The organism is Streptomyces sp. NPDC001750 (assembly GCF_042892615.1).
GTDB lineage: Bacteria > Actinomycetota > Actinomycetes > Streptomycetales > Streptomycetaceae > Streptomyces.
Genome location: NZ_JBIAUE010000024.1, coordinates 47,409 through 70,898, shown reverse-complemented (window position 1 = coordinate 70,898; position 23,490 = coordinate 47,409). Strand labels below are relative to the sequence as shown.

The following is a 23,490-nucleotide window of genomic DNA, read 5'->3' as shown; positions in this document are numbered from 1 at the left end:
GCGTACGGATGTCGTTCACTGTTCGGCTGCCAGGGCGAGGTTTGGGTAGAACTTGCGGCCGTTGGATTTGATCATGTCGGCGGGTGAGGCGAGACCGACCTCCTGACGGACCCGGGTGGCGAAGGTTCGGGTGGTCGCGGGGCGGATGCCTTCGCTCGTGGTGCACCAGGTGCTGTAGGAGGCGTAGAGCAGACCCTGCTCCACGCGGAGTTCCGGCCGTTCGGGGTCGTGGATGCAGCACTCGGTGAGGAAGCGGCCGATGTGGTCTTCGGTGTTGGCGTAGGCGGTGGTGGCGATGCGGACCCTGTCGGGGCCGGCGAGGGTGTCGCGGGTGGCGAGGTAACGGCGGGCGCCTTCGGTGAGCCAGTGCAGGATGCCGGGGCCCTCGTCGACGACGAGTTCGACGGCCAGGTTGTCGATCTTCCGTTCGTCCGGGACGATCCGCTCGAAGGGCAGCAGACGGATGCGGCGCCAGAAGGCGAAGCCGCCGGTGGACACCTCGGGCCTGTGGTTGCCGAGCAGCCACAGGTGGTGGGTGGGGGTGAACGAGAAGTAGTCCTGCCGCATGCGGCGGGCCTTGATCTTGTCGCCGCCGGTGAGGAGGCGTACGCGGGCCTCGTCGAAGCGGTCGTTCGGCTTGAGCTCGCTGCAGACGATCAGGCGGCGCCCGTGGAGCTCGGTGAGCTCGGTGGAGTGCTCGGAGAACGCGCCTCGGTCCATCAGGAAGCCGGGCGGGGCGGCGTCGGCGTAGTCGCCCAGGATCTGGATCATCACGTCGAGAAGGACGGACTTGCCGTTCTTGCCCTGTCCGTGGAGGAAGGGAAGGACCTGCGCGCCGACGTCACCGGTGATGGAGTAGCCGAGCAGCAGATGCAGGAAGTCGATCATCTCCTGGCCCTCGGCGTCGTCGCCGAAGGTGTCCGCCAGGAACCGGTGCCACCGGGGGGTGGGCATGTCCCGGGGGCCGACGCTGGTGGCCCGCGAGTGGAAGTCCCGGGTGGGGTCGGGTTTGCGGAGGCGGCCGGTCTTGAGGTCGACGATGCCGTCGGGCGTGCACAGGGCGTAGGGGTCGCCGTCGAGGGTGTCGGGGTCGACGGAGAGGTCCGGGGACGCCTTGGCCTGGGTCAGCAGGGCCTTCATCCCGGTGGTCGACAGGGTGCGCTTCTTGTGGAGACGCAGTTCCCGGTCACCGAAGATGCCCCGGGGGTCCGAGTCCGGCATGTCCTCGGCCATCTCCCCCGCCGCCCACAGGGCCGCCTTCTCGCCGCCCGAACGCTTCCAGCGGTAGCCGTCCCAGGAGTACCAGCCCAGGCCCTCCACGTGCCGGAACTGGTCGCGGTAGAGACGCGCGAACAGCTTCGCGTTGCCCCGGTCCGTCAGCGTGCCGGGCAACTGCCCCGGCGGCGGCCAGGCTGCCGGGGACGCGATTGCTCCGGGAACGGCCTGGGCAGGCAGAGCGGCCGCGGTATGCGAGGGCATCGCGGCGGCCGACGCGGGCTCTTCCCGGGCTTCGAGGTCGAGCATCTGCTGAGCGGCGGCAGTGGCGTCGAAGCGCGTGCTCTCGGCACTGCTCATGAACGTCCTTCGGGGTGGAGCGGTCGGACGGCCCCGGCTGCGAGACCGTCGTGGATGATCTTCTCGTTTCGTGAACCCTGCCAGGGGCGGGCCCGGTGGGCGGCGGCCGTGAGCAGTTCCCGGACCTCGTCCTCCTGGAGGTGGCCCGCGGCGACCAGCCCTCCGGCGGTGAACGCGGCCCGGTTGAGTTTCTCGGTGAAGCCCGCTCCCTCCCTCGTCGCCTCGCACCGGGCGACCTCGTCGACGAGCGGGGCCAGGATCCTGTGCGCGGCTCTCGGGCGCCGGGCCCGCCGCGCGCCGGGGACGACGGGCCTCACGAGGGGCGCAGAGGGGCGCAGGGGCGTCCGGGACGGCTCGGGCGGTACGACGTGGCCGGTGCGGGCCAGTTCGGCCGCGAGCCAGGACGGCAGGGGCGCGGGCATCCGGGCGGTGCCCAGGGCCTCGTAGACGCCCTGGGCGGTCCGGGTCGTCGGAGCGACGATGTACCCGCCCTCGGCCCGTACGTCGACCTGCCAGGCCAGCGCGACCTTGGGGCTGGAGCCGGCCGAGGAGCGGTACCGGATCCCCGGGTCGGGGTTCCGGTACCAGATGTGGAGCCCGCCGGAGGGGGTCCGTACGCGCAGAGTGCTCTCGTCCTCGGCCGGGGCGGGCTGTCCCCGGAAAGCGGCGAGCAACGCAAGCGTGTCGAATCCGGAGGCCAGGCCGGTGAGGTTGACGGACTCGTGGATCGGGATTCCCGGGAGCAGGCGGCTCCGGTCGGGGACCGGGGCGGAGTGGGCGTCGACGTCGATGACGATCAGGTCGGCGGGGCCGCACGCCACCCCCACTCCGGAGCGGGGGCTGTCGGTCCACCACTTCTCGATGCGCCGAAGGTCGGTGGTCCCTGCGTGGAAGCCGTGGCAGGGACGTCCTGCGGGGAGGCAGGGGCAGGTGCGGGGGTCGTGGTGCCGGTCCCTGCAGTCCGCGCAGTTCCCGGCCGGGGTCTTCCGGCCGGGGGCCAGCGGGTGGACGGGCCAGCCGTGACCGGCGCACCAGCGGGCGACGGACATCGACGACACCCGCCGGGCAGGGGAAGCTCCGGGGCTCGTCTCACCGTGGCGCCGCACGCAGTCGTCCTTGTCCGTCCGGTCGTAAAGGCTTCAGTCCCTGCCTCTGACGCCGCTGGTCACATGGCCTCTCGGCCCGCCGACAGGGACTGAAGGGACTGTCATTCGGAATGAGTGTAGGCATGTCCCCCTTGCCCGTCCTGTCATCTCCCCCGCGTGCCGTTATCTGATTCTCAGTCCCTTGAGTCCCTTCGGGGACCCCCCGGCACGCCGGAACGACCGTCAAAGTCACGTTATATACCGTTTTCCTGAGCGGGAGGATGCCCCGTCAGGCGGGGGCGCATCCAGGTTCTCGCGCGCCCTGGCACGCCAATTCTTGGCAAGTAGGAAAACCGGTTGGCGGCTCGGGGACTGAACTGAGGGACCAGGGACCGGGCGGGCGGCGTTGGTCCCTGGCTTCAGTCCCTGCACATCTCCGCAGGTCAGATGGGGTATGACCCCCCGATCAGGGACTGAAGGGACTCAAATCTCTAATTATGAGCCAGATACGTATTGAGTCATATGAGATACACGCGGGCGCGCATACACGCATACGTAGTGAGCTTATAACTAGGGATTTGAGTCCCTTCAGTCCCTGTTTCAGGGGTGCATACCGCTCTGACCTGGGCTTTTATCAGGGACTGAAGCCCAGGGACCGAACAGGGACCAGTCACTGGGGTCGGTCCCTGGCCCCTCCGTCCCTGTTGGTCCCTGCGCGGGCCGGCGGACTGCTCGCAGGGACTGACCTACCGTCGGCCGCCCGCCGGGCCGGTTCGGTCCCTGCCGGTGGCCGGCCCGCGCAGGGACCGAACCGCCCCGACGGGCTCAGCCGCGGAGGGGCTGGTTGAAGCGCAGCAGGTTCCCCGCGGGGTCGCGGAAGGCGCAGTCCCGGACGCCGTACGGCTGGTCCATGGGCTCCTGCAACACTTCGCCGCCCGCCGCGCTGATGCGCTCGAAGGTGGCGTCGCAGTCGTCCGTCGCGAAGATGACGCCCCTCAGCAGGCCCTTGGCCATCAGCTCCGCCATGGCCCGCTGGTCGTCGGGCGAGGCGTTCGGATCGGCGAGGGGCGGTTCCAGGACGATGCTCACGTCCGGCTGGGAGGGTGCCCCGACGGTCACCCAGCGCATCCCCTCGAACCCGACGTCGTTGCGGACCTCGAGGCCGAGCACGTCGCGGTAGAAGGAGATCGCCTTGTCGTGGTCGTCGACGGCGATGAAACATTGCGAAAGTCTGATATCCATGCCGCTCACGCTACGGCCGTGCGGCAGGGCCCGCTTCTCCGTCGCGGACCGCTCCCCCGTTCCGTACCGGCCGCGTGTGGAGCTTGGCCATGCAGGCCGGAATCGCGGCGCCGTGCTCGTGACTCCGGGCCCGGTAGGCGCTCGGGCTCTCGCCGACCAACTCGGTGAAGCGAGAGCTGAACGACCCCAGCGACATACAGCCGACCGCGAAGCAGACCTCGGTCACCGTGAGATCGCCGCGCCGCAGGAGTGCCTTGGCCCGCTCGATACGACGGGTCATCAGGTAGCTGTACGGCGTCTCGCCGAAAGCGGCACGGAAGCTGCGGGAGAAGTGGCCCGGCGACATCAGGGCGCCCCTCGCCAGCGTCGGGACGTCGAGCGGCTCGGCGTAGTCGCGGTCCATCCGGTCGCGGGCCCGCCGCAGCCGGACGAGATCGCCGAGGTCCTGCCGTTTCACCCGAGCAGTTTCGCACAGCACTCACTCATGGCTGATCGGATACCGATCAGGAATGGAGAAGCGTCGGTCGAGGGGCCCTCCCTAGCCTGATCTCCATGAACATCACCCTTCACTGGACCTTCCTTCCGCACACGGACCCGGACGCCTCCCTGGCGTTCTACCGCGACCTTCTCGGCTTCGAGGTCCGCAAGGACGTCGGAGCCGGCGCGATGCGCTGGATCACGGTGGGCTCCGCCGACCAGCCCGGCACGTCCATCGTTCTGGAGCCGCCGGCCACCACACCGGGCATCACCGACGACGAACGCCGCACCATCGCGGAGATGATGGCCAAGGGCAGTTACGCCCGCATCACCCTGGCCACCGGCGACCTCGACGGGACCTTCGAGCGCGTGCGGGCCGGAGGCGCCGAGATCGTCCAGGAGCCCACCGAGCAGCCGTACGGCGTCCGGGACTGCGCCTTCCGCGACCCCGCGGGCAACCTGGTCCGCATCAACGAGCTGGGCTGAGCCGCGCAGCGGCCGCGTACGGGCCCGCCGCCCGGCATACCGCACAAGTCCGCCGGGCGGCGATCCGCCCGGCGGAGAAGCCAGCCATACTGCTCGACGCCGGTCCAGGCGACACCGACGGAGACCGTGGAAACGCGGTCCCGCCCGACAGACGGAGAAACGATGAGTATGGCCAAGAGGACGGACACGCAGTCGCCTGCGCCGCACATCGCCGACAGCCACGACCTGATCCGCGTGCACGGCGCACGGGAGAACAACCTCAAGGACATCAGCATCGAGATCCCGAAGCGCCGCCTGACGGTGTTCACCGGTGTCTCCGGCTCGGGCAAGAGCTCGCTGGTGTTCGACACGATCGCCGCCGAGTCGCAGCGGCTGATCAACGAGACCTACAGCGCCTTCGTACAGGGCTTCATGCCGACGTCGGCGCGCCCCGAGGTCGACGTGCTGGAGGGATTGACGACCGCGATCGTCGTCGACCAGCAGCGTATGGGCGCCGACCCCCGCTCCACGGTCGGCACGGCCACCGACGCCAACGCGATGCTGCGCATCCTCTTCAGCAGGCTCGGGCAGCCGCACATCGGCTCTCCCAACGCGTTCTCCTTCAACGTCCCCTCGGTCCGGGCGAGCGGCGCGATCACCGTCGAACGCGGCAACAAGAAGACCGAGAAGGTCACTTTCACGCGCACCGGCGGCATGTGCCCCGGCTGCGAGGGACGTGGTGCGGTCACCACTCTCGACCCCGCCCAGCTCTACGACGACGCCAAGTCGCTCGGCGAGGGGGCGCTCACCATCCCCGGCTACAAGGCGGGTGGCTGGAACTACCGGCTCTACACCGAGTCGGGCCTGTTCGACCCCGACAAGCCGATCCGCGAGTACACCGCGAAGGAGCTGTACGACCTCCTCCACCACGAGCCGACCCGGATGAAGATCGCGGGCATCAACATGACCTACGAGGGTCTGATCCCGCGCGTCCAGAAATCAATGCTGTCCAAGGACCGGGAGGCGATGCAGCCGCACATCCGGGAGTTCGTCGACCGGGCGGTCACCTTCACCACCTGCCCCGAGTGCGACGGCACCCGGCTCAGCGAGGCGGCCCGGTCGTCGAAGATCGAGGGGATCAGCATCGCCGACGCGTGCGCGATGCAGATCAGCGACCTGGCCGAATGGGTCCGCGCCCTCGACGAGCCCTCCCCCGGCTCTCCGAACACGCGATACTCCATGGTGGCCCCGCTCCTCACCGCGCTGGGACGGACGCTCGACTCGTTCGTGGAGATCGGACTGGGGTACCTCTCGCTCGACCGGCCCTCGGGCACGCTGTCCGGCGGCGAGGCGCAGCGCGTCAAGATGATCCGCCACCTCGGCTCCTCGCTCACCGACACCACGTACGTCTTCGACGAACCCACCACCGGCCTGCACCCGCACGACATCAGCCGGATGAACGACCTCCTGCTCCGGCTGCGGGACAAGGGCAACACGGTGCTCGTCGTCGAGCACAAGCCGCAGACCATCGCCATCGCCGACCACGTCGTCGACCTCGGCCCCGGCGCCGGTACGGCGGGCGGCACCGTCTGCTTCGAGGGCACCGTCGAGGGGCTGCGGGCCGCCGACACCGTCACCGGACGCCATCTCGACGACCGGGCCTGCCTCAAGAAGTCCGTGCGCGAGCCCACCGGCGCCCTGGAGATCCGCGGCGCGACGGCGCACAACCTGCGCGGCGTCGACGTCGACATCCCGCTCGGGGTGCTCGTCGTCGTCACCGGCGTCGCCGGTTCCGGCAAGAGCTCGCTCCTGCACGGGTCGATCCCCGCCGACGCGGGCGTGGTGTCGGTGGGGCAGGACCAGATCCGGGGTTCCAGGCGGAGCAACCCGGCGACGTACACCGGGCTCCTCGACCCGATCCGTAAGGCGTTCGCGAAGGCCAACGGGGTGAAGCCCGCGCTGTTCAGCGCCAACTCCGAGGGGGCTTGCCCGAATTGCAAGGGCGCCGGTGTCGTCTACACCGACCTGGCGATGATGGCGGGCGTCGCCTCCACCTGCGAGGAGTGCGAGGGCAAGCGGTTCGAGGCGTCGGTTCTGGACCACCACCTCGGGGGCCGTGACATCAGCGAGGTGCTTGCCATGTCGGTGACCGAGGCCGAGGAGTTCTTCGGTACGGGCGAGGCGCGCACACCGGCAGCGCACCGCGTCCTCGGCCGACTCGCCGACGTCGGCCTCGGATATCTCAGCCTCGGACAGCCGCTCACCACGCTGTCCGGCGGGGAACGGCAACGGCTCAAGCTGGCCACCCACATGGCCGAGAAGGGCGGTGTCTACGTCCTCGACGAGCCGACCACCGGCCTGCACCTCGCCGACGTGGAGCAGTTGCTCGGCCTGCTCGACCGGCTCGTCGACTCCGGGAAGTCGGTGGTCGTCATCGAGCACCACCCGGCGGTCATGGCACACGCCGACTGGATCATCGACCTCGGCCCCGGCGCGGGCCACGACGGCGGCCGGATCGTCTTCGAGGGCGCCCCCGCCGACCTCGTCGCCGCCCGTTCCACCCTCACCGGCGAGCACCTCGCGGACTACGTGGGCGCCTGACGGGCTCCCTGACGCCCGTCAGACGCCCGCCAGGGCCGTTCCGGCCCGTCGGCCCCTGTCCGGGGCCCGTTCGCCCGGACAGGGGCCCTGAGGCGGGAGGAGCGTCCGGCGGGCCGACGGGAGGCCGACTCCGGAGGCGCGCCCGCTCCGAGAACGTGCCCGGCCCCGGACCGGCCGACGGCGTCCGGTTACAGCGCCACCACCCAGCCGCCGTCGACCGTCAGGGTGTGACCGGTCACGTACGCGGACGCCTCCGAGGCCAGGAAGACCACGGCACCTCCGAGATCACCGGGTTCACCGATGCGCCCGAGCGGGATGTGAGTGTCCACGAGCCGGTCCTCCTCGGCCCGGTCGGGCAGGAGGTCCCTGGTCATGGCGGTACGCATGTAGCCGGGCGCGATGGCATTGACCCTGATGCCGTACCGCCCCCATTCGTACGCCATGTTCTTGGTGACCTGGACGACAGCGGCCTTGGACGCGTCGTACACGGAGGAACGCTCACCGTCGACCACGAGGCCGCCGATGGAGGCGAGGTTGATGATCCGTCCGCGCCCGCGCTCCCGCATGGCCCGCGCCGCGCGTTGCGCGGTGAAGTAGGTGCCGCGCAGGTTGACGGAGAGCGTGGTGTCGAACTCCTCGGGTGTGGCCTCCAGGGCGCCGTTGCGCAGCGAGACGCCCGCGTTGTTCACCAGGACGTCCGGACCTGTCCCCGGACGCCTCCGGCCGCGTCATGGCCCGGCTCGCGGCCTTCGCCGCCTGGGTGGAGGATGCGACCGCAATGCCGGATCACGTTGCCGCCTCGGCGTCGAGAGGCCGACGTGCTGCTCTGGAGCATGCCGGGGACTGCTGTCCGGCCGTCGCGGCGCAGGGGCGAGATCTTGGAACCCTGAAACGAGGCCCTGGCGGCCCGTACGTGATCGAGGCGCTCGCCCGCATCGACCGACCCGGCTCACAGTCCACAGCCGCCCCGAGGGGCACCGATACGGGCCCCGCCCGGCAACCCGACGTCGTGCGCGCGTCCGGGCCCGCTCCCCCGCCGATCTGCTCCGGGGATGGCGACCCTCCAAGTCTGGTAGTTGAAATATGAATAACTTCGCTGAGAGGGCTTGAGAGCGCGGCGCCCGGCTGCGGACTTCCCGCCCGGAACCCGTATTCGCGACCGTGCAGGCGGCGCCGAGCCCTCTGCGCTTCGTCCGCCACGAGGATGTTCCGGTCCGGGACCGGACGCGTTTCACCCCCTGAGCCACCCCCGAGCGCCAACGACCGAACCTGTTGCCGGAGCGCTGTCCTGTCCCACTCCCCAGCGGCTGGAGCGGTGCTTCCCGAGAGGCAATCCGCCAGGCGGCTTCGACCGATGTGCTCAAGAAGTACGGCGATGGAACCGGGACCAGGCGGTACTGGCGGTACGCCACCGGGGCGATGCCCCGGCCCCGCATCAGGAGCCGGCGCTCCGGCGGGCACGCCCCGCTGCTCGCCGACCGGGGCCTGGCGCGGCTCAGCCACTTCGTCGAAGGTGCGACCGGCCGGACAGGCATCGCTGTCAGCAACGTCTTCCTTGTCGCGGTGGAGGCCCTTCGGCGAGATGAGTGCTCAGGCCGTGCGCTCATGCAGCGTTGTCGAGCACGCCCGGTGCCCCGCGTACGGAGCCCCCCGCCGGTGTGGTTGCTGGAGGGCATCGATGGAATCGATCTTGTGCAGAGAGGTCCGACGGTATGGGCTGCGGCCTCGGGGGCGGCATCGGTCGGTGGGTGGTGAGGAGTGACTGTCGGCGTGGAGCATGGTTCGTCACGTCCTCATGAGACACGAAGCATTGCCCACGACGAGAAGACCGTGAGCACGAATGGCCTCCCGGGAGCCTCGATTCCGGTCGGTGCGGGAGTGGTGGGGTGACTGATGGCCCGGCGCATCCGGTGCGCTTTGGTTCTGCTGGGTGACGTCGATCGAGAAACCGGCCGATGCCGGTGGAGGCTTCCGGTCATGAGGCGGAGGGATGGATGGCTCACGTACTCATAGGTGTCCGATCCATGGCTCGCGTGAACAGGAAGAGATCTGCGTCCGATGGTGTCCCTTTCTGTCCTACGAGTCCCTCTCAGCCCATCAGTGGATCAATTGGTGCGGTTCGGCGGGACGCAAGTCAGCGGATCACATGATGGGAGAAGGGGAAGGAAGCTCCCACTGATCCGGGTCCCTGAAGGCTGGTCTGATGCTCGCCTCTCTCATGGACCTCAAGCACGCTGGTCCGGATCTCGAAGTGTTCGTTGATCGCACACCATGCGCTTGGGCCGTGCCCACCAAGTTCCTCGTGCGTGCTTCATCCGGTTCGTATCGCGAGGACACACTGTGGCGCTGAAGCGTCGTGAAGGTACCAGGGCTCGGCAGAGCCGATTGCTTCTCAGCTGCGCTGATCGTCGACCGCACATGGACCAAGGGAAGAGCCGGTCTGCTGGTCAGGCTTTACAGCTTCTGCTGATCGAGCGGGCAACAGGTTGAGCGGAGACGATGAGTGACACCTGATGGGTGGTGAAGCCGGTTTGGTACCTCTGTCCACGTGAGTGTTTCGCTGACAGCGCTAGGAGGGTGTGATGGTGAACAAGAAGGGTGCTCGGGTTCGATTGAACCTGGTGAGCACATCGCCAGGAGGCACTCTGACTTCCCCTTGAAGATGATGCGTGGATCCGGTTCGAGTGCGTAGAATGATGACGTCTTGTTCGGGGTAAAAACAGGCTCTGACCTGCGGAAACAAACATCGGCGCAAACATGGACGCAAGCTTGTACGCACACCTGGAGGCTCGCTTGATCACGAGCGGTGTCAAAGGTGCTTCAGCTTGCTCGAAAGTTCATGTGAATGTCGGCGGTCCCTCTCGTGTGATGAGGAACCTTGAATCTCGCGGCGATACAGGTGTTTCAACTCGCCTTTGTCGAGGTCGGGGTGACCGTGTGATACTGAGCTGGTTTGCGAGTCGGTTTGCGAGCCGGACGACAGGTGGCAGTGCGTGCCTGCTTATGTGCCACGTCGTCGATGGAAGTGCAGGCTCCCGGGCCTGCTGGCTGCACGGCAGCCAGCAGGGTTCACCCATGTGCGAGGTCACCCACGGAGTGCCGTGCAAGGAGGCGCGCGTGACGGTGAGTCTGATGAAAGGCATCGTCGGATGCGTACGTGCTGATGACCGCGCCAGCGGGCAGCCGGGCCAGGACGCGAGCCGATCCGCATGTTCGAGTGTCGGTTACCCGAAGTGCGGGCCGGTCGGCCAGATTACGCATGGGCCCAGGTGTCGGCGCGTGAGCCCGTCAGCTGGCCCGCTCGCGGGCTTCGGTGTTGGTGCCTCACCTCGTAAGCAGACGGGCTTGAGTGCCGGTCGGCTCTCGCGCTGCTTTGAGAATTCGACGGTGAATCGATGTGATGACTCGCTGCCGAGCAAGTGCATGGGTTCGGTGCCGGGCATGGGTGCCAGGGGGCATGTCGAGTGAGGTGGGGATTCGTCAGGCAGTCCGACGGGAAGTGCAAGGGGAGGTGGCCCAGCAGGTCGGGTGACGGGTTGCTCGGTCGGTACGATGCTGGGTGTGATGGGAGGTGGGGCGGCGGGTCGGTGAACCGTCCCGCTCGCAAAGTTGCTGGTCGGCCCGGTGAATGATGGGTCGCCAGGTGTGTCGATGGGATCGCCGACGGGTTGGCCGGTCAAGGGGGGAGGGCATGGACCCGCGGGGGAGCGAGCCGCCCCGGAGGGTGATGTGCCTGAGGGCTTGGTGAGACGCGGGCGTGGTGGCCCAGGAGGAAGCAAGAGGGGCTGCTCGATACCTGGTCGATCGTTCGGTCCGCCCGAATCCCTGAGGTGTAGTGAGTCAACCGGTGTGTTGGTCGATGGGCCCTGAGGGTTTCCTGATAGCGTGTGCTGCGCTTTGTTCCACAACTGGGCTGGAGGTGACTGTTCTTGTGGTTGTGCCAGGAGTGGTCATCACCCGTCGCTCCATCCCCAGGAACGCAGTGTGTCGGACGGGTTGAGAGGCAGATGGATCAACCTGAGGGAAAGCGGTGCGGCTTATGCGGGATACAACTCTCAAAGGGCCGCTGACCTGGCGGGACGGGGCCGTCGGGGGGCTTTTCGCGGATGGATCCCTGCTCTCGGGCCCTACCTCGCACCATGATGGAGCGGTTCGGAGCGCAGGATCGTTCTGAGCGAAGTTTCGACCATGCATAACAGTTCAAATCGGGCATACAGCGCCCTCTTCCCGGGCCTGAATCCAGAGTGAGAGGACCCATGTCCAGTCCCTTCGCAGCACCTGACCTCCGCGCCCAGCTGCCGGCGATCCCCTGGGGCTCGCTGTCGCACATCTTCATGTTCGGCAACGGCAAGGGCGGCGTCGGCAAGTCCTCCGTCTCCGCCAACGCCGCCGGCAAGGCCGCGCGCAGCGGACTGCGGACGCTCATCATCGACTGCAACGCCCAGGGCAACATCGCGCGTGAACTCGGCTACAAGAAGGCCGAGTGGAACGACGGGGGAGCGGGGCTGCTCGAATCCCTTCGGACGGGTACGCCGCTGAACCCGCGTGAGAACGTGCGCGAGAACCTTGACGTGGTCATGGGCGGACCGGCGCTCGGCGACGAGTTCGGCATCTTCTTCCACACGCTTCTCGCCAAAGAGGGTCCGCACGCGTATCTGCGGCTGCTGATGTGCCTGCTGCCCATCGCGCACAGGTACCAGATCATCGTTCTCGACACGCCTCCCGAGAACCCCTCCCTGCAGCGGCTCGCCCTGTCGGCCGCGCGATGGCTCGTCATCCCGGTCAAGAGCGACGGCGGTGCCGAGGACGGGCTTGCCCAGATCGGCCTCGAATTCTCGTACGTCAAGTTCGTCAGTCAGATCAACCCGCACATCGCGCTTCTCGGCGTACTGCTGTTCGACACGGGACGTACGTACACAGGGATCCACGCCGACGTACGGCGGCAGGTCCAGAAGGTGCTCGGGCAGGAAGCCCATATGTTCAAGCACCTCATCGGTCACACCGAGTCGGTGGCACGGCTCGTGCGCAAGCGCGGCATGCTCGTGTGGGAGCTGGCCGAACGGCGGGCGGGCGGCGACCGGAGCATTCCGGAGACCGTCGCGGGCCTGGCCGCCGACTATGAAGGCTTCACCGAAGAAATGTTTGCTCGGGCTCTTGAGCTGAGGAAGGAAACTGCGGCATGACACCGCCGAAGGGCAAGAAGCGCGTGGACGAGGACGATGAGCAGAACATGTCCGACGAAGGCGTCGGCAATCTGTTCAGCGGGGGAGGGGCGCCCTCCAGCGCGCTGGCGGGCTGGGCGAGCGCACCGGCGGTGCAGCCGACCGTCGCCCCTGTCCAGCCCACACCGATCGTGGAGCCGCCGCGTCCGGTGTCGGTGATTCCGCAGCCCTCGCGAGAGGTTGTCGAGGAGCCCGCCGAGGTCGATGACGCGGACACGGCCAAGCCGGTCGGCTTCTACGTCTCCACGAACGTTGCGAACCGGTTCCGCAAGCACCGCAAGCAGACCGACCTCACCCACACGCAGATCGTTCTCCTCGCCGTCGAGGCGGCCGTGGAGAAGGGGGTCGCGCAGGTGGTCGAGGACGCGCGCCGGGCGCCCAAGTTCCAGTCGAAGCTGTTCGCGGTGAAGCCCGATGACGCGGATCTGCGTGGCCTCGGTCCCGTTCAGTTGCAGTACAAGCCGACCAAGGCACAGCGAGGCATCATCAACGGGCTCGTCGGGGAGTCAGGTCTCCCGGACCACACGAAGTTCCTCGCTATCGTCCTCGACCAGTACCTGCCGGGACGCCGGGACGTGTGAGGCTCGGCGAGAGCCGGGCGCGATTGACGTTCGGCGGAGGCCGGGGCGTGTGGGGTTCGGTGAAGAAGGGGGATGAGGGGGCGCAGGGGCGGCGCTCGCAGGCTCGGCGCGGTGAGCGGGACCGAGCCGATGACGAGTGACGCTCCCGGGCGCGAACCGGCCTTCACGGGGGGAGCGCCGAGCCGATCGCACGCCCCCAGCCTTCCCCAGGACCCCTACGGCGACCTTCTTCGTGGCGCCATCCAAGAGGTCGCCGAGGCCATCCCGGGCGGGATCGGACCCGGCGAGCATCCGCGCCCGGCTTTCTCGGGTGATGGACGGGAACGAGTCATGGCTTCCTACGACGAGGCTTTCGCGCCGGGCCGCCGTCGCGGCAGTTCGGCCTGCCGTACCGCGGCGGAGGACAGGGCGACGGCCACGCCCAGGCAGGCGAAGGCGCCGCAGCCGACGAACACCGGCCCGGGGCCCCAGGTACCGATGGCGGCGCCGACCACCGGATAGCTGAGAGGCGCGAGCCCGACCATGGTGAGCATGAAGACGGAGGTGACCCGGCCGAGGTAGACCGGGTCCGCGGCGGTCTGCATGAGGGTGCTGCCCAGACTCCCGAAGACACCCGCGTTCAACCCGCTCAGTACGGCCAGCACCACCGCGACCCAAAGGGCGGGCACGAGCGCGATGCCGGCCGATCCCACGCAGCCGACGAACAGCGTTCCGGCGAGCATGAGACCCGCACGAGGCAGCCAGCCGACGATGGCGAACAGCGCGGCGCTTGCCGCCGCCCCCGCACCGAATCCGCTGACGATCCAGCCGTAGCCGGAAGGACCCCAGCCACGCTCGGCGTTGAGGAGGAGCAGGCCGACGTTGAGTGTGCCGGTGAGGCCGAGTTCGTAGATGGCGCCGGCCGCGACGAGCGGGCCGATGAGGCGGTGGCGGCGAATGTAGCGCAGGCCGTCGAGCAGGTCCTCGCGTGCGGTGGTGGGTTTCGGCCGGGCCGCAACGCGTGCGGCGGTGGGTTCGGACGCGTTCGTATCGCGCGCGGTGGTCGGTTCCGGCTGTTCCGGATCGGGTGCGTTGCGAAGTGGCCGTATACGCATCGTCAACAGGAGCGGCAGGGAGAGGGCGAAGAGCAGACCGGCGACGGTGAACGCGGCCGCCGCACCTCCGAGCCCCATGGCCAGGCCGCCGATCGGCGGGCCCGCGATCTGGCTGAGGCGCAACGACAGCGAGCGCATGCCGGTGACACGGGCCAGTTGGTCGGGGTCGGTGATCCGCGGCGGAAGGGCCCCGATCGCGGGTACGAACAGCGCGTCGACGGCGCCGAAGACGAGCGCCACCGCGACCAGGACCCACAGGGCCGGCGCGGTCAGCGCGATGCCGGCGGCCACCGCCAGGGTGAGGAGACAGCGCAGCGCGTCGCTGCCGAGAATGACCCGGCGGGGGTCGAAACGGTCGGCCACCACGCCCCCGGCGAGCATGAGCAGAGCCCGTGGCAGCGCCCCGGCGGTCATGACGAGGCCGACTTCGGCGGGCCCGGCGGTCTTCTGGGCGGACCAGCCGAGGGCGATGAAGTACACGCTGTCGCCGATGAGGGAGAAGGTGTACGCGGTGAGCCAGCGCAGCACGTTCCAGTCGCGGTAGGCCGGGGTGCTGACGTGTGCGGGCACGGCTGTCCCAGGGGCGGTCATGGTGGGCTCCAGTGGTCGGGGACGCGGATGTGTCAGGGCCGGAACGGGAAGCCGTAGAGGTGTACGGACACGTGCTCGCGGCCCTGGTCCTCGCCGTCCGCCCCGGCGGCCTTGCCGCGCTCGCGCCAGCGTCGGGCCAGAGCATCGAACTCCTCGCCCATCTCGGCGAGTTCGGCCGGTGTCAGCCTGAGCAGCCACTCGGAGTTGAAGGCCGCGTCGGTCCACTCCTTGCCCCAGGCGGACTTCTGGTCCAGATATGCGCGGTACTGGGCGACGCGGGTGTCGACGATGCCGCGAGTCACCGCACCGACGGCGGCGGCTCCCTCGGGCGTGTCCAGGAAGTCCGAGTCGCGGTAGCCCCAGCCTTCCTCGGACGTCACCCGCCACCACCGCTCACGACCGTCGGACCCCTCGCCTGCGGCCTCGGTCACGAAGCCGTGTTCGGCCAGCTTGCGCAGGTGATAGCTGACCAGCGACGGAGTCTGGTCGACATGCTCGGCGAGCTGGGAGGCGGTCGCGGTGCCCGCGGCGTACAGCACCCGGTAGAGCTGCATCCGCAGGGGGTTCATGAACGCCCTCAATCGCGACAGTTCGGTGATCTGCTCAGGCTTTTGCTTCGGTGACATGCCCTCACCGTAGATATGAAGCAAGAACTTCGCAATAATTCCTTCAGAGTTGCTCGTCCGAGGGCGCAGCAGGCCCGGAGGTTCTGGTAAGGCTCGATCGCCGGGGGCGGGCGGAGCCCGGGAAGGAGATGTGGTCAGCCGTGCCAGACCGTGCCGGAGGCGGCCTCTTCGTCCAGCGACCTCAACAGCGCGTCGTCGATGGCGTCGAGCGAGTCGACGATGTGACGCGTGCCGACGTCCCGCATCAGCTGCCGCTGGAAGCTGTGCTCGAAGGAGCTGGGGTGACCGATGAACGGCATGTCCAGCGACTTCGCGGCCTCGGCGACCCGGGCCACGTCGTCGACGACGAGCACCTGATCGTGCCTGAGGCCGAAGAACTCGGTGGCGATCTCGTGGATGCCCGGGCGGAAGGCATTGGTGCAGACGTAGCCGGGGCCGTCGAACAGGTCGGCGAACTCGCCGAGGAACCTGTCGAAGTGCTCCTTGTCCAGTCCGCCGTAGCACACCGTCTTCATCCCCAAAGCCCTTGCCCTGTGCACCATTTCGATGGCGCCCGGCAGGATCCGGACAGGGTGTGCGACCAAGAACGCGGCACGTTCCTCGAAGTACGCGGCCAGGACATCGTCGGGGCTGGAGCCGGGGCCCAGGGCGGGACCGGCACCGGGGCCGGCACCGGAGCCGGCATCAGGACCGAGATCGAGACCGAGAACCGCCGCGATCTCGCGTGCTGCGATGTGCCGGGGCTGGGAGAAGATGCGGCGCTCGACATCGGCCGTGTAGGTGGCGCCCCTACGGGTGAGAAAGCCGTGGATCACCGGGCTGAAGGTGTCGTTGAGCAGAACACCGTCGATGTTCAGGGCAGCCAGGCGGATCTGCCGGATTCTCGTGACCACGACGGCTCCTGTGGGGGCGGTGGATGGTGGACGGAGGGGGAGTGCCGTGCCGGGGCGGCGGTGGGCGCGCGGACAGCCCGCGCCCCCACCGGCCCCATTCAGTTCTGCGTGAAGAGAAGCTGCTTCAGGCGGTCCGCGCTCACCTGGGTCTGCGTGAGGGCGGCGGGGACGGCGATGCCCGGCAGCAGCAGGTGCCACATGCGCGCGACCCGGTCCGCGAGGTCCTCGCGTCCGCTGACCACCGTGGCGACCATCTGCATGCCGGTACACGACTCGACGACGAACTCGGCGACCGCGTGCGCTTCGACGCCGGGCCGGAGCTCGCCCTTCTCGGCCGCCACCGCGAGGCAGTCGGCCATGATCTCCGTCCAGCTCCGGTAAGGGCTGGAGTCCTGTATGCCGAAGGTCGCCTGTTCACCCGTCAGCCGCACACCGGCGCGCAGGATCGGGTCCACCTGGAGCTGGTGCGACCAGATCAGAGTGAGGTCGATCAGACGCTGGAGGCCGGTCGACTCCATCCACGGGACGATGGTCCCGGGCTGGGCGTTCATCAGCGTACGGGCCAGCGCTTCTTTCGACTCGAAGTGGTGGTACATGGCACCCGAGGTGACTCCGGCGCGCGTCAGGATCCGGTTGATGCTCGCGCCGGCGAAGCCGAACTCGTCGAACACTTCCGCAGCCGCTCGCAGGATCGACTCACGGGTTTGTACAGCCCGTTCCTGCTTCGGCGTGCTCATATCCACCTCCGTAAAAAAAAGAGAACGGTTTTGATCGTATAGGCCGCCTCCCGGGCCTGGAAGGGAATCAGGAAGCCCCCGATCCTCTGTCGCCACCGAGCTGCCACGCATATCCTGACCGCCCATGAAATGCCGTTGACCTGCGGGTATGCAGGAGATGTGGTACTGGTCGCAGAGCGGCGAAGGTACCGGTACGCGTGAATCGCGAGGCGCCGGATGTGGCTTCTTTTCGCATGTGTCTGCGGTTGCCGCGAGGAGGAATTTCGTCGGGATATGGCGGAATCGAGTTGAAATCAGGCCGCGAATTGAGCGGGGTGCGGGCCGTCGGAAGTGGGTGTTCAGGCGTGCTGTCCGGCCCGGTCGGGATGTGGATGCGGACCGACCGGGCCGGACATCCGGCGAGCCACCGGAGGGCGGGCACGGCAGTACGGCGGGCATGGCGGGCATGTTGGGCGCAGCGCCCGTGGGGGTGGGCATTGGTCGCGCGGGACCGTGTCGGATCCAGGCCGGAGACGGCTACGCCGGGACCGGGTTACGCCGGGACCGGGCTGCGGCCTCGGGTCGGGCCGCGCCTCGGGTCGGGCTGCGTCGGAACCGGGCTGTGCGTGGGACGAGGAGTCGACGCTGCCGAAGTCCCTGCGGGAACTGGTTGAGTTGCGGGTCGACCAGATCAACGGTTGTGGCTTCTGTGTCGACATACACACCAAGGAGGCTGCGACCGCCGGTGAAACCACGCTCCGGCTCAACCTGGTCGCGGTCTGGCGCCACAGCACCGTGTTCACCGATGCCGAGCGGGCCGCGCTGGCGCTCGCCGAGGAGGGCAGTCGGCTCGGCGACCACGGTGTGTCCGAGAGACCTGGGCCGAGGTGCGCGAGCACTTCGACGACGACCAGGTCGGCGCGCTGGTCTGCCTGGTCGCCCTGATCAACGCGGCCACCCGGATGAACGTGATCGTGCGTAATCCGGGGGGTTCGTACGGGCCCGGCATGTTCGCCGGCTTGTCGAGCTGATCGGCAGGTGAAGTGCGGCCCGGCCCGGGACCGTCCGTCCCGGTCCGGGCTCGCGCCCGTCACGGCCACGAGGACCCGCGCCGTGACACGGACGCCGACCACCGAAATGGGACGTGGACCTCGGGCCCGAATGCCGCCCATGGGCCGAGTCCATGGAGTCGGCCCATGGGCTCGGGCAACAGGCTGGGAATCGGGATCGGGATTGGAATCGGGCTCGGATTCAGCGATGAGTTTTCCCGGCATGGAGAGTCTCATCAGCGTCATCAGTGAACAGGAGGAACACAACTGTGGCTCAGTTGCTGAGAGTCCAGAACTTCAACGTCTCGACTGACGGAATCGGTGCCGGCGAGGACCAGAGCCTGGAGCGTCCGTTCGGCCACGTCGAACCGGAGAGACTGTTCGCCTGGGCCGGTGCCACGGCGAGTTGGCCGATGCGTACCGACCCTGGAGGGAGCCGGGGCCTCGACGACTACCTCACGCGGGACTACGCGCGCAACATAGGCGCCGAGATCATGGGCCGCAACAAGTTCGGGCCCCAGCGCGGGCCCTGGCAGGACCATGACTGGTGCGGCTGGTGGGGTGACCAACCTCCTTTCCGTACACCGGTGTTCGTCATGACGCACCACAAGCGTCCTTCGTTCACGCTCTCCGACACCACGTTCCACTTCGTCGAGGGCGATCCGGCCACGGTCCTCGAACAGGCGCGGGAGGCGGCACAGGGCAAGGACGTGCGGCTCGGCGGCGGTGTCACCACCATCCGGCAGTTCCTCGACGCCGACCTCGTCGACACCATGCATGTGGCGGTCTCGCCGGTGAAGCTCGGGTCCGGAATACGGCTCTGGGAGTCACCCGATGAACTGCTCGACCGGTTCCACCTCGACGTCGTGCCCAGCCCGAGCGGCGTGACGCACCATCTGTTCTGGCGAAAGTGACGCAAGGGGATCCGGGGGCACAAGGGGTCCGGGGCACGAGGGGCCGAGACTTGAGGGGTCCGAGACCCGAGGGACCTGGGGGACCTGAGACCCGAGGGACCTGAGACACCCGAGATTCAGAGCCCCCGAGACCCGGAAGACCCCTCGGTGACGCCGTGACGGACTTCCGGGCAGTGATCACGGGGTGGGATACGCCGGAGCCCCGCCCGCGCCGAACGGAGTTCGTGCGCGAGCGGGGTTCCCAGCGGAGCTGGATCGCCGACGGGCTGCCGGCCCCGGTCCACAGGCCCTGGGCCGCCGGCCCCGGAGGCATCACCCCGGACGGGGCCCCGAGGCGTCAGGCCCGCTTGGAACGGCGGCGGGCCGCCACGACCAGGCCGGTGCCTGCGGCAAGCACCACGACGGTGCCGATGACCAGCGGGACCGTGCCGCTGCTGCCGGTCGAGGCCAGGTCGCCACCGCCGGTGGCGGGCGTCGTGCTCTGCGACGGGGCCGGGGTGCCCGGTGCGGCGGGCTCGGACGCCCCACCGGTCGGCGTGGCGCTCGTCGGAGGCGTGGTCTCGGGGGTCGACGGGGTGGTCGACGGCGACGGGGTGTTCTCCGGGGTGCCGCTCGGCGTCGGCTCGATCGACGGGGTCGTGCCGGGCTCGGGCAGGCAGCCGGTGAACGGGAAGTGGTGCGTCTCCGCGCCGCCCGAGCCGTGCAGCGAGGCGACCCACACCGAGCCGTTGATCGGCGCGGCGGTGCCCAGCTCCAGGTGCGCCTTGGGGGCCAGCACGCTGCCGGGCCACGCAGCCTTGCTGCTCTTGGTGATCGTGGTGGCCTCGGGGAAGTTCCAGAGCAGCTTGGAGCGCACCTTGCCGTCGGAGGCGCTCTGGAGCTTGTCGTCCAGGACGAAGTCCTGGCCGCCGGAGAGGAAGAAGCCGGTGGTGCCGGCCTTCGCCATGTCGTACGTTCCACCGCTGACGTTGACGATCGTGGTCGAGCCGGCCGGGACCTTGAGGTAGATGTCCTTGGCCTGTTCGAGCTGCGCGGCCGTCACGTTGAAGACGTTGCGCGTGGTGTCGGTGCCCTCCAGGGTGAGCTTGCCGCCGCTCGGCGTCACCGTGGCGCCGGCCGTCGTCGGCTCGTCGGCCAGCGCGGAGGAGTAGGACCGCAGCTTGGCGAACTCGGCGTCGAAGTCGATCAGATCGGCCTTCTGGCTGAACGTGCCGGAGTGCAGACTGACGGGGGTGTCGCTGACCTTGCCGCCGACGACCGCGTTGCCCTTCATCACCACGGTGGCCGACGAGCCGTTGAGCAGGTCGCCACGGACGACGAGCGAGGTCCGGCCGGGCAGGGCGTCGACCTCCGCCGCCGTCAGTTCGTTGGCGACGCTGAAGCCGCCGCGGAAGTCGGCGTTGCCGCCGACGGCCACCGCACCCTCTGCGTCGGGGGAGTGGACATCGTCGCCGAGGACGAACTCGCCGTACTTTCCGGCGATACCGAACGCATCGGTGGTGCACGCGGCCGAATCGGCGGGTGCGGCCAGCACGGCCGGGGCGGCCGTGAGGCCGAGGACGAGGGCTCCACCGAGCACGGCTGCTGCGGCGGTTGCGGATATGCGCATGGGGCTAGGTTCTCCCGCAGAGTGATTGAGAAGATTTTGTGGCGGCTTTGGCCATAGTTTGCACACAATGACACATTGGTCAAGACCAATGCTCGACGAGCTGATGAAGTGCCAGAAAATGGAAGGTTCTTTGATATTTGGCGTGCATGTGGCTCGATGAGCGCCGCGCGGTGCCGTATGCCCGTGGTGGGGGAGGGGCGGCTGCGGCAGCCCGACAACGGTTCTGGTCTGCGTGTTTTCGGGTCTCAAGGCTCGGCGCTCGGATCTCGGGTCCCGGTTCTGAACGCGCATTCTTCGCCGCGCAGGAGGGGGCGGGGGGTGGAGACGGGGCGAAGCCCGCACGCGAAAGCCGAACGCGGCCCGGCCCTCCTGAGTGATGCGTCTCACTGCCAAGGGCGATCCCATGACGGTACGGCTCGTGCCGCGCGCGATGGACGTGAGCGGGGCGGAGCGGGTGTCGACCGGCATGCCGGACGATCCTGCCCCCGGGGCCCCACCGAGGGTGATGCATCCCGGGTACCCGGTACCCCACCGAGGGTGATGCATCCCGGGTACCCGGTACCCCACCGAGGGTGATGCATCCGCGGCCGGACACTTCCTGATCCTGAACACCTGCGCCGACACGGGCGATCCCGAGGGTTACCTCACGTCGACGCAGTCCGCCGCGGAGGCGACCGCGGGGGCGGTGGACGTGTCTGCGAAGGAGTAGCGGAAGTAGCCGTCCGCCGTGGCCCTCGTCGTCGTCCTCAGGTTGCCCCTGCTGTCCGTAGTGACGGTCTTGAGGGTCTTGTAGGTGCTGGTGTTGTTCGAACTCCACTGGTCACGGATGGTCTGCGGTCGCAGGCCATCTTGGGCTCTCGCAGGTGAATCCGCTGCCCCGCGCCCCCGTGGTAAAGGTGTTCGCCCCACGGACCGCGGACGCGGGCCCTCGTACCCCAACGGCCGGGGCGCCCGCTCCCTCCTGCTTGACAGACCGTCAGCCGTGCGGGCAGGCACGGTGGCCGCACCTCGGAACCCTTGCGACGAGCAAGCGGCCCTCAGGCCGATGCCAGAACACGGCCGAGTACCGCCCGGCCCACGGGGCCCAGGGCGGCTTCCCGCCGGGCAGGCCCCAAGGAGCGGCCTTCGGTCTGGTGAGTGTCCGGCCGCGGTCAGTCTTCGGTGCCGTCGTCGTCCTCGTCGAGCCCAAGTGTGTCCGGGTCTCGCAGTGGCCTGAGGCCGCCGTCGGCCGGGGCGGACGCGGTGAAGCTACAGCGGTCGAGCACGTTCGGGTTGCGGTGCTTGAGCGGCGAGAGCCGGGCGACATCCCCGTCGCGGATTTCGTGCCCCTCGGCGCGGAGCTGGTCGACGGCGGCGTCGAGGCAGCGGGTGGTCCACAGCACGACGGCGTTGTGGCCCACAGCACGACGGCGTTGAGCGGGGCCTACGCGGGAGAGGGCCGGCCCGAGCTGGATGTCAGAACACGATCGAGCGCCGCCCGGCCTGCGGGTCCCCATGCCGGCTTGCCACCAGGAAGGCCCCGCTCCCCGTTCTGGCCCATAAGGATGAGGAAGAGGCTTTTCATAGCAGCCAGCCCGCGGGCGCGTCGGATCGTCGCCTCGTCCGCATGCGCGTACACCTCGAAGAACCGTGGGCCCGCGCCCGCGGGAAGGAGCACCCACGCGGCCGCGAGGTCCCATGCCGGATCGCCGGCGAACATGGCGTCGAAATCGATCACGCCCGAGAGTGTCCCGTCCGAGACGACGACATTCGCGGGGTGGAGGTCGCCGTGCAGCCATACCGGCGGGCCCTCCCAATCGGGGGCCGCAACGGCATCGTCCCAGACGTCCCAGACGGCCCGGACGTCGTTGGCAAAGCCGCCGGGGGCAATGGCTTGCAAGAACTTCTCGAAGTCGCCCGTGCACTTCTTGGGGTGAGCGCCGCGGTCCGAACTGGCCGGCGCCTCAGCGGGCGCCTCCACATGGAGCGCCCTGAGGAAGCCCGCCAGAGTGTCGGCCGCGTGGTCGCCGCGACTGATCGAGGTGTAGTCCAGTGGCTCGCCGCGAACCCACGTCATAATGCTCCAGGGCCTCGGAAAGCGCGCAGAGGGTTCACCGATCCGCACAGGAGTCGGAACCGGGAGCGGAAGACGAGGGGCCAGGACAGGCAGCCACCGGCACTCCTTGCGCAGGAGGTCCGGGGTACCTTCCATGCGCGGCATGCGCACGGCCAACTCATCCCCAAGACGCCACATCTGGTTGCCCCAGCCGCCCGCTACCTCGCGGATGGGCAGCCCGGCAAGGTCCGGATGCTGGTCCTTGAGAAGACCGTGCACCAGCTCTTCAGTGATCTCGATCTCGGAGTCGGTCATGCGAAGCCACAGTACGCCGTGCGCACCACCCACCTGAACGGTCGGTCCACCGCCGTCCCGGCCCACGTGAGCTGCCCGTCGAACTTCCAGGATCCGACCTTTCGCGCCCCGCCCCACGAGCTCCTGCGGGTCACTCGTCAGCTCGACGAGGAACCGCCCGTCGTGGTCGCCTTTGAGGTAGACGCAGGCGGGCCGGAGCCGGTCCCGTGCCTCATTGCCGCCGAGCGACTTGAGATCGTCCACGAGACCGTCCTGAGGTACTGGCGGGAGGGTGCGGCGGCTGGTCAGCGCTTCGTTCCCCGGGTGCGGCCGCCGCACCGGCAGGGACACCCGCGTACGCCGATGAGCGGCGGTGCGCCGGTCTCCGCACGTCCAGGGCCTCGAAGGCTCCGGGCCCGAC

At 68.7% G+C, this 23,490-nt stretch carries 16 protein-coding genes and 2 pseudogenes; 6 read left to right on the top strand and 12 right to left on the bottom strand.

Features of this window, described 5'->3' with window-relative positions:
- Nucleotides 1-15: 15 nt before the first annotated feature.
- The 4 genes from ACFYY6_RS29820 to ACFYY6_RS29805 all read right to left on the bottom strand — a co-directional run bounded on the left by ACFYY6_RS29820 (nucleotide 16) and on the right by ACFYY6_RS29805 (nucleotide 4,305).
- Entirely contained in the window at nucleotides 16-1,575 is a 1,560-nt protein-coding gene (locus tag ACFYY6_RS29820) for a phage/plasmid primase, P4 family (RefSeq protein ID WP_351520725.1), read from the bottom strand.
- Nucleotides 1,572-2,624 (bottom strand): bifunctional DNA primase/polymerase, encoded by a 1,053-nt coding sequence (locus tag ACFYY6_RS29815; protein ID WP_389196528.1) that lies wholly within the window; start codon nucleotides 2,622-2,624, stop codon nucleotides 1,572-1,574. The genes ACFYY6_RS29820 and ACFYY6_RS29815 overlap by 4 nt, the downstream gene beginning before the upstream one ends.
- A gap of 861 nt (nucleotides 2,625-3,485) precedes the next feature.
- Nucleotides 3,486-3,902, bottom strand: a complete 417-nt coding sequence (locus tag ACFYY6_RS29810) for a VOC family protein (protein WP_389196526.1) — start codon at nucleotides 3,900-3,902, stop codon at nucleotides 3,486-3,488.
- Between the two features lie 10 nt (nucleotides 3,903-3,912).
- Nucleotides 3,913-4,305: a helix-turn-helix transcriptional regulator gene (locus ACFYY6_RS29805; protein WP_389196548.1), complete on the bottom strand. Its 393-nt coding sequence runs from the start codon at nucleotides 4,303-4,305 to the stop codon at nucleotides 3,913-3,915.
- 149 nt (nucleotides 4,306-4,454) lie between these two features.
- On the opposite strand from ACFYY6_RS29805, the gene ACFYY6_RS29800 reads away from it, so the two are divergent.
- Complete coding sequence (locus tag ACFYY6_RS29800) at nucleotides 4,455-4,865, top strand: VOC family protein (RefSeq protein WP_388651996.1); 411 nt, start codon at nucleotides 4,455-4,457, stop codon at nucleotides 4,863-4,865.
- A 162-nt stretch (nucleotides 4,866-5,027) separates the two neighbouring features.
- Entirely contained in the window at nucleotides 5,028-7,445 is a 2,418-nt protein-coding gene (locus ACFYY6_RS29795; RefSeq protein WP_351520730.1) for an excinuclease ABC subunit UvrA, read from the top strand.
- 188 nt (nucleotides 7,446-7,633) lie between these two features.
- On the opposite strand, the gene ACFYY6_RS29790 is transcribed toward ACFYY6_RS29795, so the two are convergent.
- Nucleotides 7,634-8,134 (bottom strand): SDR family oxidoreductase, encoded by a 501-nt coding sequence (locus ACFYY6_RS29790; protein ID WP_389196524.1) that lies wholly within the window; start codon nucleotides 8,132-8,134, stop codon nucleotides 7,634-7,636.
- Between the two features lie 3,567 nt (nucleotides 8,135-11,701).
- On the opposite strand from ACFYY6_RS29790, the gene ACFYY6_RS29785 reads away from it, so the two are divergent.
- Together ACFYY6_RS29785 and ACFYY6_RS29780 are read left to right on the top strand one after the other, a co-directional pair.
- Entirely contained in the window at nucleotides 11,702-12,628 is a 927-nt protein-coding gene (locus tag ACFYY6_RS29785) for a ParA family protein (RefSeq protein WP_351520731.1), read from the top strand.
- Complete coding sequence (locus tag ACFYY6_RS29780) at nucleotides 12,625-13,248, top strand: hypothetical protein (protein ID WP_351631594.1); 624 nt, start codon at nucleotides 12,625-12,627, stop codon at nucleotides 13,246-13,248. Before ACFYY6_RS29785 ends, ACFYY6_RS29780 begins: the two co-directional genes overlap by 4 nt.
- A gap of 338 nt (nucleotides 13,249-13,586) precedes the next feature.
- On the opposite strand, the gene ACFYY6_RS29775 is transcribed toward ACFYY6_RS29780, so the two are convergent.
- The 4 genes from ACFYY6_RS29775 to ACFYY6_RS29760 form a co-directional block, all read right to left on the bottom strand.
- Nucleotides 13,587-14,933 carry an MFS transporter gene (locus tag ACFYY6_RS29775; RefSeq protein WP_351631591.1) on the bottom strand — a complete coding sequence of 449 codons (1,347 nt, stop codon included), beginning with the start codon at nucleotides 14,931-14,933 and terminating at the stop codon, nucleotides 13,587-13,589.
- A 32-nt stretch (nucleotides 14,934-14,965) separates the two neighbouring features.
- Nucleotides 14,966-15,559, bottom strand: a complete 594-nt coding sequence (locus tag ACFYY6_RS29770; RefSeq protein ID WP_351520736.1) for a helix-turn-helix domain-containing protein — start codon at nucleotides 15,557-15,559, stop codon at nucleotides 14,966-14,968.
- A 134-nt stretch (nucleotides 15,560-15,693) separates the two neighbouring features.
- Nucleotides 15,694-16,452 carry an HAD family hydrolase gene (locus tag ACFYY6_RS29765; RefSeq protein ID WP_388652005.1) on the bottom strand — a complete coding sequence of 253 codons (759 nt, stop codon included), beginning with the start codon at nucleotides 16,450-16,452 and terminating at the stop codon, nucleotides 15,694-15,696.
- 98 nt (nucleotides 16,453-16,550) lie between these two features.
- Nucleotides 16,551-17,189, bottom strand: a complete 639-nt coding sequence (locus ACFYY6_RS29760; protein WP_351520739.1) for a ScbR family autoregulator-binding transcription factor — start codon at nucleotides 17,187-17,189, stop codon at nucleotides 16,551-16,553.
- Nucleotides 17,190-17,681: 492 nt separating this feature from the next.
- Here ACFYY6_RS29760 and ACFYY6_RS29755 point away from each other — a divergent pair.
- Nucleotides 17,682-18,199 (top strand): annotated as a pseudogene (locus ACFYY6_RS29755) (carboxymuconolactone decarboxylase family protein).
- A 287-nt stretch (nucleotides 18,200-18,486) separates the two neighbouring features.
- Nucleotides 18,487-19,131, top strand: coding sequence for a dihydrofolate reductase family protein (locus tag ACFYY6_RS29750; RefSeq protein ID WP_351520740.1), 645 nt, complete (start codon nucleotides 18,487-18,489; stop codon nucleotides 19,129-19,131).
- Nucleotides 19,132-19,468: 337 nt separating this feature from the next.
- Here ACFYY6_RS29750 and ACFYY6_RS29745 read toward each other — a convergent pair whose 3' ends face one another.
- The 3 genes and pseudogenes from ACFYY6_RS29745 to ACFYY6_RS29735 all read right to left on the bottom strand — a co-directional run bounded on the left by ACFYY6_RS29745 (nucleotide 19,469) and on the right by ACFYY6_RS29735 (nucleotide 23,090).
- Nucleotides 19,469-20,740 (bottom strand): choice-of-anchor A family protein, encoded by a 1,272-nt coding sequence (locus tag ACFYY6_RS29745; RefSeq protein ID WP_389196521.1) that lies wholly within the window; start codon nucleotides 20,738-20,740, stop codon nucleotides 19,469-19,471.
- A 1,151-nt stretch (nucleotides 20,741-21,891) separates the two neighbouring features.
- A pseudogene (locus tag ACFYY6_RS29740) lies at nucleotides 21,892-22,131 on the bottom strand (Tn3 family transposase); the annotation flags it as partial.
- Nucleotides 22,132-22,163: 32 nt separating this feature from the next.
- Nucleotides 22,164-23,090, bottom strand: a complete 927-nt coding sequence (locus ACFYY6_RS29735) for an aminoglycoside phosphotransferase family protein (protein ID WP_351520743.1) — start codon at nucleotides 23,088-23,090, stop codon at nucleotides 22,164-22,166.
- Nucleotides 23,091-23,490 lie beyond the last annotated feature (400 nt).